The sequence below is a fragment of the Microbacterium sp. Leaf320 genome (assembly GCF_001423485.1).
In the GTDB taxonomy this organism is placed as follows: Bacteria; Actinomycetota; Actinomycetes; order Actinomycetales; family Microbacteriaceae; genus Microbacterium.
Genome location: NZ_LMOD01000003.1, coordinates 209,457 through 220,753, shown reverse-complemented (window position 1 = coordinate 220,753; position 11,297 = coordinate 209,457). Strand labels below are relative to the sequence as shown.

Sequence of the window (11,297 nt, the reverse complement as noted above, 5' to 3'; positions counted from 1 at the left end):
AGCGTCGACGCATGGCACCTCGGGGCGGAACTTCGTACGACGTCGACACCGACGTGTCGCGACTACGAAGGCAAGTTCGCGAAGGGCCAGCACGATCCCTTGTGGGTCGATAAAGAGAAGATCGGCCTCACGGAGTACGCCCAAGACTTCAAAGTCGAGGTGATCCGCTCGAAGATCAAAGTCGACTACGAGGGTTCTCCGCAGAATGGGCGCTTCTACGACGGGCTTGTGAACAATAACGACGGGCCGAATACCTATACGGGCGTGGAGGTGAAGTCCGGCAATGCGATCGAGGCATACAACAGGCCAGGAAGCACACAGCGACAGTTCGATGACGCGGTGAACGCGGGCACACCAGCGCACGGAAAGATGGACGGCGAGGACATCCTCATCACACGGGTGGACAGTAAGGACATTCCATGAGAGCACCGTTTACTCACGGCGAGCAGTCTCCAAGCGGGATGCAGGGGTGGGTGACGGACGGTTATCGCCCGATCCCCGATCACCTGCGCCTCATGCTTGGACATCTTGACGGCGACGGCAAGTACACGTACATCATCTGGCCGGGCTCCGATCCTTCGAGCGCCATCGGATTCCGCGTGCCGGCAAATGATTCGTTCATGCAGGCCGCGGGCTCCGCTGACGCTATGACTGTCGAGGTGCGGCTTCCCGGCCCCGACGGTGAGTCGCACCTGTACACGGTCGGACGGCCGGAGCCCGCAGACCGCACGACCACTCTCATCCCTATCAGCGACGACCGCGCGGTGCGGGTGTTCTCGAACGAGGTCTTCACCGCCGACGAAGCCGCGGTGATCTTCTACACCTACTACCTGACCGATGCCGTCTCGCAGCCGTACGTGCTTCGCAAGCTGGATCTCTCGAACGAACTCTCGGAGGAACGATGACGCTCTATGGACCCTTCGTCCAGGCCGCGGACGACGGCCGAATCGGCTGGCTGGCGGACGAGTACCTAACGATCCCCGAGCGGCTCCGACGCACGCTGGAGTGGCTGGATGCCCACAAGGACTACACATACTCGATCTGGCGCGGCGCTGACCCCACAAGGACCGACGGCTACCTCGAACCCGCGAACGGTTCATCCATGCAGGCCGCGGGCTCGGCCGACGCGATGACGGTGGAAGTGCGGCTTCCCGGTCCCGACGGGGAGCACCACCTCTACACGGTCGGCAGGCCCGAGTCGGCACACGGCGCGACCACTCTCATCCCGATGAGCGACAAACGCGCCATCCGAGTCTTCGCGAACGAGGTCTTCACCGCCGACGAGGCCGCGGGGATCTTCTCCACGTTCTACCTCACCGAAGCCGTCTCTCAGCCCTATGTCCTGCGCGAGCTCGACCTCACACAGGACCTCTCGGAGGAACGATGAAGGTCTCCGTTCGTCACGACGCCGTCGCGGATACGGTCGCGCGGCTCGCGCTCAGCGTGAAGGCCTTCGAGCACGAACTCGACGCCCTCGATTCCGAAGTCGACCGTCTGAGGTCCTCATGGGACGGGCAGGCACAACGCGCCTACGACCGGGCACAACAGGAGTGGTCCACCGCGATCGGGAGCATGAAAGCCCTGCTCGCCGAAGCCACGCGCCGACTGATCGCCGCGAACTCCATCTCCATGAGCACTGCCGACACCGCCGCAGACGTCTGGTCCTGAGGCGTTACGGGATCAGGACGATCTTCCCCGAGGCGGCGCCGGACTCCACGAGCTCGTGGGCCCGCGAGGCTTGGGTGAGAGGAAGCTCGGGGCCGAGCTCGATCGTGAAGTCGCCCGCCGCGAGCAGGTCGACGGTCGCCGCGAGGGCCTCGGCTCGCCACGCGAGTTCCTGCTCGGTCAGCGGCACGGGGGAGCCGCCGGAGAAGGCGCGGATGCCGAAGGATGCGGCGTCCGGTCCACGCACGATCGTCGCGATGCGGTCGCGGTCGGCGACCAGCTCGAGCGACACCTCGATGGCCTCATCGGTGCCGGCGCAGTCGAGTGCGACGGTGACGCCCTCCGGAGCCGCCTCGCGCACGCGCTCGAGAAGCCCCTCGCCGTAGGCGACCGGGATCGCACCGAGTTCGCGCAGCTGATCGTGACGGGCGGGGCTTGCGGTGGCGATCACGGTCGCGCCCCAGGCGACGGCGAACTGCACGGCCGCCTGCCCGACGGAGCCTGAGCCGCCGTGCACGAGCAGCACGTCGCGCTCCGTGACGCCGAGCGAGCGGAGCGCCTGGTAGGCCGTTCCCGCGGGGATGCCGATGCCGGCGCCCTCCGCCGCGGTGACCGAATCGGGGAGGGCGACGAGCTTGTCGACCGCCACGGCGAGCAGGCTCGAGTAGGTGCCGACCGTGTCGCGGATCGCCACGCGGTCGCCCACCGCGAAGGCGTCGACGTCGTCGCCGAGAGACTCGATCACGCCGGCGCCGTCGAAGCCCACGCCGCGCGGTTCGGTGATGGGCGGCGACGGGCGCGTGGCCGAGCGGAGCTTGGCATCGATCGGGTTGACGCCTGCGGCTTCGATGCGCACCACCGCCTCGCCGCTCAGGGCGATCGGATCGGGGGTCTCGATCAGATGCAGCACGTCAGGGGAACCGAACTCTGTGTAGACGATCGCGCGAGCCATGGCTTCAGGCTACCCCCGTGCGGACAGCACCTTCATGATGCGCTGCGGGGAGACCGGCTGTGCGGTGCCGAGACGCTGCGCGAACACGCTCACGCGATACTCCTCGAGCAGCCAGCGCGTCTCGACGAGCGCGGGCGAGGCATGCGGAGCGAGCGGGATCGTGCCCCCGGCATCCTCGAACACCTTCGCCATGCGCTCGAACTCGCTCATGCGGGTGCGGTCCTTGCCGGGTTCGCTCGACAGCGTCTTCAGCCGATCGAGCATCCCGTCGAGGTAGCGCGGGAAGTGCGCGAGGCGTTCGACGCCTGCCGCCGAGACGAACCCAGGGTGCAGCAGGCCCGAGAGCTGCGTGCGAATGTCATTGAGGGGCCCGAGCAGCGCGAGCGAGTTCTGCGACTTGATGCCGCGTTCGACGTCACGTGTCTTGGTGAGGATGCGGGCGACGAGAGACACGCACGCGAACAGCTGGTCGACGAGCGATGCCGACACGGCGTCGCGCACGCTCACGAACTCGGCCTCGGTGCGGATGATGCCGCCGGGGTGCGCCCGGTCGATCAGGTTCTGCACGACGGCTGCTCGGCAGTTCTCGATGAGCGCCGCGGCCGACTGGTACGGCGACGCCGCGAGCGCGAGCTTCTCCTGGCTCGTGAGGTGCTGCTGCACGTAGGACGACGGCGACGGCACACCGAGCAGCACCAGGCGCAGCACGCCCGCACGGGTGGCTGCGACCGCCGCATCCGCCGTGGACTCCACGCGCACCGAGACGGTCTTGCCCTGATCGACGATCGCGGGGTAGCCGCGGACGACGCCGCCGGCCACGCGTGTGTCGAGCACGTCGGGCAGGTCGCCGAAGGTCCAGGTGGTGAGACCGTCCTTCTCGATCGAGGCGGCGGCGGCAGCGGGCTGCGGTCCTGTCGACGGGCCGGGGCGGCGGGGCGGGGCCGCGATCGATCGTGCCACGCTGCTGCGCGCCCGGTCGGCGAGCTCGGCCTGCAGTGTGCTGAGGTCGCGGTTCGATCCCGCGACGCGCCCACGCTCGTCGACGGCACGGAAGTTCATGCGCAGATGCGCCGGCACCCGGTCGTCCTCGAAGTCGGCCGCAGAGACGAGCTGGTTCGCGAGCGGCTGGATCAGGCGGGCGAGTGCCTCTTTGAGCGTGCGGCCGGGCAGGCCCCCGTGCGACTCCGGACCTTCTCCCGTGAGCTCGGCGCCGAACTTGTCCGCCCAGTCCGCAGCGGGGACCACGTGACGACGGATCGCCTTCGGCAGCGCGCGCAGCAGACCCGTGACGAGTTCCGCACGAAGCCCCGGCACCTGCCAGTCGAAGCCCCGGTCCTCGATCTGAGCGAGCAGGGGGAGCGGGATCACGACGCTCACGCCGTCGTCTGCCGCGCCCGGTTCGAAGCGGTACGCGAGCCCGAGCACCTGATCGCCCTGCGTCCACCTGGTGGGGAACTCGTTCTGGTCGGCACGGCTGTCGTCGTCGAGAAGGTCGGCCTCGCGCATCACGAGCAGCTTCGGGGTCGTGGCGAGCTGCTCGCGCCACCACTTCTCGAACGAGCGCACGTCGAAGACGTCGGCCGGGATGCGCTCGTCGTAGAAGCGGAAGACCGCCTCGTCGCCCGCGAGGATGTCGCGGCGGCGCTCCCTCTCCTCGAGCTTCTCGAGGCGCTTGCGCAGCTCGGCGTTGCTGCGCCAGAACGCGCTCACCCGCTTGTCGATGCGCGTCGGATCCCATTCGCCCTCCACCAGCGCGTGCCGGAGGAACAGCTCGCGTGAGGCGGGGCGGTCGATCCGGGCGAACTGCACGCGGCGGCGCGGGATGATCTCGACGCCGAACAGGGTCACCTTCTCGTAGGCGACGGCGGCCCCTGCATCCTTCGACCAGTGGGGCTCGGTGACCTGGCGCTTCGCGAGGTCGCCGGCGAGCGCCTCGGCCCAGGCCGGATCGATCGCGGCGACCGTGCGTGCGTAGGTGCGGGACGTCTCGACGATCTCTGCGGCCATGACTGCCGGCGGGCTCTTCTTGCGCAGGGCCGATCCGGGGAAGATCGAGAAGCGGATGCCGCGGGCGCCGCGATACTCGGCCTGACGGCGCTTGGCATCCTTCGGCGGGGTCTTGCTCTGGCCGCGGCTGGGCGTGTTCCGCTCGTCGAGGATGCCGATCTGCGACAGCAGGCCGGCGAGCAGGGCGCGGTGGATCGCATCCGGATCCGCGGTGCCGGAGCCTCCGGCATCCTTCTCCCTGACGAGCGATCGCAGCTGGCGGTGCACGTCGAACCACTCGCGCACTCGGACGTAGTTGAGGTGCTCGGAGCGGCAGAGGCGACGGAACGCGCTCGAGCCGAGCTCGCGCTGCTGCTCCCTGAGATGGTTCCAGAGGTTGAGGATCGAGAGGAAGTCGCTCGTCGGGTCGGCGAAGCGCGCGTGCATCCGGTCGGCCTCGTCGCGCACACTCTGCGGGGCATCCTGCGAAGGACGCTCGCGCACGTCTTGGATCGACATCCCCGCCACGATCGCGAGCACGTCGCGCGTGACGTTCGACGAACCCGATGCGGTGCGCCCCGCCTCGATGAGCATGCGGGCGAAGCGGGGGTCGATCGGGATGCGCGAGATGTCGCGGCCGATGCGAGTGAGACGAGGAGAGTCGCCGCTGCCGCTCACCGCGCCGAGCTCGGTGAGCAGGTCGACGGCCGCCTTCACGCCGCGGGAATCGGGCGGGGTCAGGAACGGGAACGCCGTGATGTCGCCGAACCCGAGCGACAGCATCTGCAGGATGACGGAGGCGAGAGAGGTGCGCAGGATCTCGGGTTCGGTGAACTCCGCCCGCTTGTCGAAGTCCTCTTCGCTGTACAGACGGATCGCGATGCCGTCGCTCGTGCGACCAGCCCGGCCGGAGCGCTGGTTCGCGGAGGCCTGCGAGATCGCCTCGATCGGCAGACGCTGCACCTTCGATCGACTGCTGTAGCGCGAGATGCGCGCGGTGCCGGTGTCGATCACGTAGCGGATGCCCGGCACCGTGAGGCTGGTCTCGGCGACGTTCGTGGCGAGCACCACGCGGCGACGCACTCCGGCGACCCGGCTCTTCTCGAACACCCGATGCTGCTCGGCGGCCGACAGGCGCCCGTAGAGCGGCAGCACCTCGGTGGGGGAGCGGTCCTTCGAATACGCGCCGCGCACGGCATCCGCCGCATCCCGGATCTCAGCCTCGCCGGGGAGGAACACCAGCACGTCGCCCGGTTCTTCCCTGTCGAGCTCGCGCAGCGCCGCGACGATCGCGGTCACCTCGTCGGACTCCTCGGTCTCCTCCGTCTGCGCCCGGTAGCGGATCTCGACCGGGTACGTGCGTCCCGACACCTCGATGACCGGTGCGGGCTCGCCCTGCGGCGTCGCGAAGTGCCGGGCGAAGCTCTCGGGGTCGATCGTCGCCGACGTGATGATGACCTTGAGGTCGGGGCGCTCCGGCAGGATGCGCACGAGATACCCGAGCAGGAAGTCGACATTGAGCGAGCGCTCGTGCGCCTCGTCGATGATGATCGTGTCGTAGCGGCGGAGCAGCCGGTCACGGTGGATCTCGTTCAGCAGGATGCCGTCCGTCATCAGCGCGATGCGCGTCTCATCCGACACCTTGTCGGTGAAGCGCACCTTGTAGCCGACGAGGGTTCCGAGCTCCACCTGCAGCTCCTCGGCCACACGCTCGGCGATCGTGCGGGCCGCGAGCCGGCGGGGCTGCGTGTGCGCGATGCGCTCGCGGCCGAGATCGAGGCAGATCTTCGGCAGCTGAGTCGTCTTGCCCGACCCCGTGGCGCCCGCGACGATCACGACCTGGTTGTCGCGGATGGCGTCGGCGATCTCGTCCTTGGCGGCGCTGACGGGCAGCTCGGGAGGATAGATGATCACGGGGGAGGACATAGCACTCCCATCGTACGATTCATCCGTGAGCACTGTGTCGACAGCCCTTCCCGCAACGCGGTGGTTCCACGAGTTCGGGCGGGCTCCCCGCATCCTCGGTCTCGACGTCGCGAGAGGACTCGCGATCCTGGGGATGGCCGGGGCGCACATCGGCGAGACCGAGGCGTTCGACCCGTTCGACCTGTCGACCTGGACCGATCTCGTGCACGGGCGATCGTCGATCCTGTTCGCGGTGCTCGCGGGACTCTCGATCGCGCTGATGACGGGGAGAAGCACGCTGCCTGCTCCCGAGCGGATGCCGACGATCCGTCTGCAGCTCGTCGGACGCGGTGCGGTGATCTTCGTGATCGGGCTCGCGCTCGAGATGCTGAACACCCCGATCGCGGTGATCCTCACCCTGTACGGATTGCTCTACGTCGCCGTCATCCCCTTCCTGCGGTGGCAGCCCTGGAAGCTGCTGATCACCGCGGGCATCCTCGCGCTCGCGGCGCCGGCGCTGCTGGCGCTGCTCGCCGCCCTGACCCTCAACCCCTACGGCGCCGGCATCAGCCTCGTGCTCTACGGCTCGTACCCGATCACCGCATGGCTCGCCTTCGTGCTGGCGGGCATGGCCCTCGGGCGGCTGCACGTCGAGAAGCTCGAGACCGCTGCCATCACCTTCGGCGCGGGCGTCGGCCTCATGATCACCGGTTACGGACTCGGCCTCGTCGGAGCGGTCGCGGGGATCACCGGCTCGTCCTCGAAGGGAGGGTGGGCTCAGGGCTCAGGAGCGGCATCGGGATGGAGCACCTACCCGGATGCGCTCGCCGCAGCGGATCCGCTGGGGGCGGTGCTCCGAGCGATCTTCGGAGTCGATCCGCACTCCGGCGGCACGGCCGAGATCCTCGGCTCCGGCGGCTTCGCCCTGTGTGTCATCGCGCTGTGCGTGCTGCTCAGTCGTCCGCTGCGCTGGGTGCTGCTCCCATTGGGTGCACTCGGATCCATGCCGCTCACGGCATATAGCGCGCACGTGTTGTCGGTCGCGCTGATCGGCGGCCCCGGCGGGTTCTTCTCGAGCAACGTCTTCTGGGCTGCGACGACGATCTGCCTGCTCCTGGCCACGACGCTGTGGTCGATCCTGGTGGGGCGAGGGCCCCTCGAACGGCTGGTGGGCAGGGCCGCGCAGAAGATGGCTTCGGTACCGGGGCGGCCGCCTGTCATCACAGGGTCGTAGGGTGGGATCATGACGATTCCTGCACTCGAACTGAACGACGGCCACTCCATCCCGCAGCTCGGCTACGGGGTGTTCAAGGTTCCGGCCGACGAGACCGAGCGGGCCGTGAGCGAGGCTCTCGAGATCGGCTACCGCCACATCGACACCGCAGCCATCTACGGCAACGAAGAGGGCGTCGGCGCGGCCATCGCCGCATCCGGCATCGCCCGCGACGAGCTGTTCATCACCACGAAGCTGTGGAACGACCGTCACCACGACGACGAGCCGAACGCGGCGATCGCCGAGAGCCTCGAGAAGCTCGGCCTCGACGCCGTCGACCTGTACCTCGTGCACTGGCCGACCCCCGCGAAGGACGACTACGTGCACGCGTTCGCGAAGCTCATCGAGCTGCGCGACGCCGGTCTCACGCGCAGCATCGGCGTCTCGAACTTCCTCGTGCCGCACCTTGAGCGCGTGGTCTCCGAGACGGGCGTGACCCCCGCGGTCAACCAGATCGAGCTGCACCCTGCCTACCAGCAGCGCGACGTCGTCTCCTGGGCGACCGAGCACGGCATCCGCATCGAGTCGTGGGGTCCGCTCGGACAGGGCAAGTACGACCTGTTCGGCACTCCCGCGATCGCCGAGGCCGCTGCCGCCCACGGCGTGACCCCCGCGCAGGCGGTGCTGCGCTGGCACCTGCAGAAGGGCTTCATCGTGTTCCCGAAGTCCGTGCGCGCCGAGCGCCTGCGCGAGAACCTCGACGTGTTCGGCTTCGAGCTGACCGATGCCGAGGTCGCATCGATCGACGCCCTCGACCCGCTCGACGGCTCGGGTCGTGTCGGCTCGCACCCGAACGACGTCAACTGAGGCGTTCCGTTTCGACAGATGACGCCCCGTGTCGCTTCTCGCGACACGGGGCGTCGTCGTGAGTAGCGTCAACGGCATGACAGCTCCCTACCGCGTCGTCGCCGTGTCCGGCTCTCTGCACGAGCCCAGCAAGACCACGGCGCTCGTCCGTGCGATCGCCGCGGCCGTCGCCGAGCGTGCCGAGGTCGAGATCGAGGTCATCGAGCTCACCGACATCGGCCCGTCGCTCGCGGGGGCCCTGCGCCGCGACCACCTTCCGGCGAATGTCGAGGAGAAGCTCCTGGCCATCGAGGCGGCAGACCTGCTGATCGTCGGCAGCCCCGTCTACCGGGCCTCGTTCACCGGCCTGTTCAAGCACCTGTTCGACTTCGTCGGTCAGTACGAGCTCGTCGGCAAGCCGGTGCTGCTCGCGGCGACAGGTGGCGGCGAGCGTCACGCGCTGATCATCGAGCACCAGCTGCGGCCGCTTTTCGCGTTCTTCCAGGCGCTGACCCTGCCGCTCGGCGTCTACGCCAGCGACACGGACTTCGACGGCTACGTGATCGCGTCTGATGTGCTGCACTCGCGCATCGCCCTTGCCACCGAACGAGCACTGCCTCTCGTCGGCTACGCGGCGTCACGGCCCGCGGAACAGCTCCTCGTCTCCTGATCGGCGTAGCGTGAGCCCATGACCAACAGGCTCGCCGACACGCTCAGCCCGTACCTGCGGGCACACGCCGACAACCCCGTCGACTGGTATCCATGGGGCCCCGAGGCCTTCGCCGAGGCGCAGCGCCGCGACGTGCCGCTGCTGATCTCGATCGGCTACTCGACCTGCCACTGGTGCCACGTGATGGCGAGGGAGTCGTTCGCCGACCCGGCGACGGCGGCGCTGATCAACCGCGACTTCGTGGCGGTCAAGGTCGACCGTGAAGAGCATCCCGACGTCGACGGCGCCTACATGGCCGCAGCGTCCGCGTTCACGCAGAACCTCGGCTGGCCGTTGACGGTCTTCACGACGCCACGCGGGCGCACGTTCTACGCCGGCACGTACTGGCCGCCCGAGGCGCGACAGCCGATGCCCGCGTTCCGCGATGTGCTCGCGGCTGTGAACGAGGCGTGGACCGTCCGCCGCGCGCAGGCCGAGGAGTCGGCGGATGCGGTGACCGAGGCGCTCGCCAGGGCGGCGGCCTCGACTCCCTCCGATCTGCCGGATTCCGCGGCCCTCGCCGCCGCAGCCGACACGATCGCCCAGCGCGAGGACACACTGTACGGCGGGTTCGGCGGCGCGCCGAAGTTCCCGGTGGCGACGACCCTGGGGCTGCTGCAGACTCCGCTCGTACGACGGGAAGCTTCGGATGCCGCGGCCTCGGCCGCTCGCGCACTCGCCGCGATGTCGGCATCCGATCTGCGCGACGCCGACGGCGGCTTCTTCCGCTACGCGACCCAGCGCGACTGGACAGTGCCGCACTACGAGCGGATGCTGACCGACAACGCCCAGCTGCTGCTCGTGGCGCTGGATGCGGGGGACGAGCCGACCGCACGCGGTGTCGCCGACTTCCTCATGGGCACTCTGCGCCGCGAAGGCGGCGGATTCGGTGCCGCTCAGGATTCGGAGTCGTGGATCGACGGTCAGCGCAGCGAGGGCGGGTACTACCTGCGGCCGGTGACCGGGCGTGCGGCGCTCGAGCCGCCGGCCGTCGACGGCAAGGTCATCACGGGCTGGAACGGGCTGGCCATCGCAGCTCTCGCCCGGGCGGGTGCCGCGCTCGGGGAGAGGGCGTGGGTGCAGGCCGCGGTCGATGCCGCCGAGTGCGTGCTCCGGGTCAATCGGGATTCGACGGGAGCCCTCGTGCGCGCGTCTCTCGACGGTGTCGCCTCGGGTGCGGTGGCGACCACGGCCGATGTCGCGCTCCTGGCCGAGGGACTGTTCGCTCTCGCCGCGGCCACCGGCGACGCCGCCTGGGCCGTCGAGGCGCGCGCGCTGGTCGACGCGGCGATCGAGGGGCTCGACGGCGATCCGCTGCTCGCGGCGCACGGCATCGCGGCGTCGCCCGATCAGACAGACGGAGACCTGCCGTCCGATGCGGCGGCCGTGGCTGCTGCGGCGCTCACCGCGTGGCGTCTCGGCGCGGGGGACCGGTATCGGGAGGCAGCCGCCGAACGGGTGCGCGCGCATGCCGCTCAGGCCGTGTCGCAGCCGTTCGCGCACGGCAGCCTGCTGCGCGTGGCGGCGGGACTCGTCGATGCCCCGAGGCAGATCGTCGTCGTCACCGAGACGCCGGAGGGTGCACTCGCGTCTGCAGCGCGCACGGCAGACGCCGACGTGACCGCGATCGTGGCCCCCGCGCAGGCGAGGGCGTTCGCGGACGCCGGCTTCGAACTGTTCGAGGGCAAGGGCAAGGGCGACGCGAGGGAGCAGGCGTTCGACTGCCGCTCGTTCGTGTGTCGGCTCCCGGTGAGCGATCCCGCAGACCTTCCTCTCGCGCGGTGAATCGTCAGCGCGCGTTGCGCGGGTGCTGCCGCGCGGTGCGCTCGTTGCCGCGGCGATAGTTCCCGGTCAGTCGTGCCATCAGCAGCTGCGCATCGCCCTGCTCCACCTCCGCGAGGAACTCATTCGCCTTCGATCCGCGCAGCACGGCCGCGGTGACGCCGTGATGTCGGATGACCACGTCATCACCGCGCACCGCGAACTCGAAACCTGAGGGGCTGCCCATGCTGCGATCGTAG

The 11,297-nt window shown here is 69.2% G+C and carries 11 protein-coding genes; 8 read left to right on the top strand and 3 right to left on the bottom strand.

Features of this window, described 5'->3' with window-relative positions; genetic code table 11:
- Positions 1-99: 99 nt before the first annotated feature.
- The 4 genes from ASF63_RS10895 (at position 100) to ASF63_RS10880 (ending at position 1,668) form a co-directional block, all read left to right on the top strand.
- Positions 100-423 carry a hypothetical protein gene (locus ASF63_RS10895; RefSeq protein WP_056513577.1) on the top strand — a complete coding sequence of 108 codons (324 nt, stop codon included), beginning with the start codon at positions 100-102 and terminating at the stop codon, positions 421-423.
- A gap of 92 nt (positions 424-515) precedes the next feature.
- Entirely contained in the window at positions 516-905 is a 390-nt protein-coding gene (locus ASF63_RS10890; protein ID WP_157534315.1) for a hypothetical protein, read from the top strand.
- On the top strand, positions 902-1,387 hold the full coding sequence (locus tag ASF63_RS10885; RefSeq protein ID WP_056513572.1) for a hypothetical protein: 486 nt from the start codon (positions 902-904) through the stop codon (positions 1,385-1,387). The genes ASF63_RS10890 and ASF63_RS10885 overlap by 4 nt, the downstream gene beginning before the upstream one ends.
- A complete protein-coding gene (locus ASF63_RS10880; RefSeq protein WP_056513569.1) occupies positions 1,384-1,668 on the top strand; it encodes a WXG100 family type VII secretion target in 285 nt (94 codons plus the stop codon). The genes ASF63_RS10885 and ASF63_RS10880 overlap by 4 nt, the downstream gene beginning before the upstream one ends.
- Positions 1,669-1,672: 4 nt before the next feature.
- On the opposite strand, the gene ASF63_RS10875 is transcribed toward ASF63_RS10880, so the two are convergent.
- Positions 1,673-2,617 (bottom strand): quinone oxidoreductase family protein, encoded by a 945-nt coding sequence (locus ASF63_RS10875; RefSeq protein ID WP_056513566.1) that lies wholly within the window; start codon positions 2,615-2,617, stop codon positions 1,673-1,675.
- 9 nt (positions 2,618-2,626) lie between these two features.
- A complete protein-coding gene (gene hrpA / locus ASF63_RS10870) occupies positions 2,627-6,529 on the bottom strand; it encodes an ATP-dependent RNA helicase HrpA (RefSeq protein ID WP_056513563.1) in 3,903 nt (1,300 codons plus the stop codon).
- Between the two features lie 25 nt (positions 6,530-6,554).
- Between hrpA and ASF63_RS10865 the strand changes: the two genes are divergently transcribed.
- From ASF63_RS10865 to ASF63_RS10850, 4 genes are all read left to right on the top strand, one after another.
- Complete coding sequence (locus tag ASF63_RS10865; protein ID WP_235560771.1) at positions 6,555-7,742, top strand: heparan-alpha-glucosaminide N-acetyltransferase domain-containing protein; 1,188 nt, start codon at positions 6,555-6,557, stop codon at positions 7,740-7,742.
- Positions 7,743-7,751: 9 nt separating this feature from the next.
- Positions 7,752-8,588: an aldo/keto reductase gene (locus ASF63_RS10860; RefSeq protein ID WP_056513560.1), complete on the top strand. Its 837-nt coding sequence runs from the start codon at positions 7,752-7,754 to the stop codon at positions 8,586-8,588.
- A gap of 76 nt (positions 8,589-8,664) precedes the next feature.
- The gene (gene msuE / locus ASF63_RS10855) at positions 8,665-9,237 is read left to right on the top strand and encodes an FMN reductase (RefSeq protein WP_056514859.1); all 573 of its coding nucleotides are present in this window, start codon (positions 8,665-8,667) and stop codon (positions 9,235-9,237) included.
- A gap of 18 nt (positions 9,238-9,255) precedes the next feature.
- Entirely contained in the window at positions 9,256-11,061 is a 1,806-nt protein-coding gene (locus ASF63_RS10850; RefSeq protein ID WP_056513557.1) for a thioredoxin domain-containing protein, read from the top strand.
- A 4-nt stretch (positions 11,062-11,065) separates the two neighbouring features.
- On the opposite strand, the gene ASF63_RS10845 is transcribed toward ASF63_RS10850, so the two are convergent.
- Complete coding sequence (locus tag ASF63_RS10845) at positions 11,066-11,284, bottom strand: hypothetical protein (RefSeq protein ID WP_056513554.1); 219 nt, start codon at positions 11,282-11,284, stop codon at positions 11,066-11,068.
- Positions 11,285-11,297: the final 13 nt, after the last annotated feature.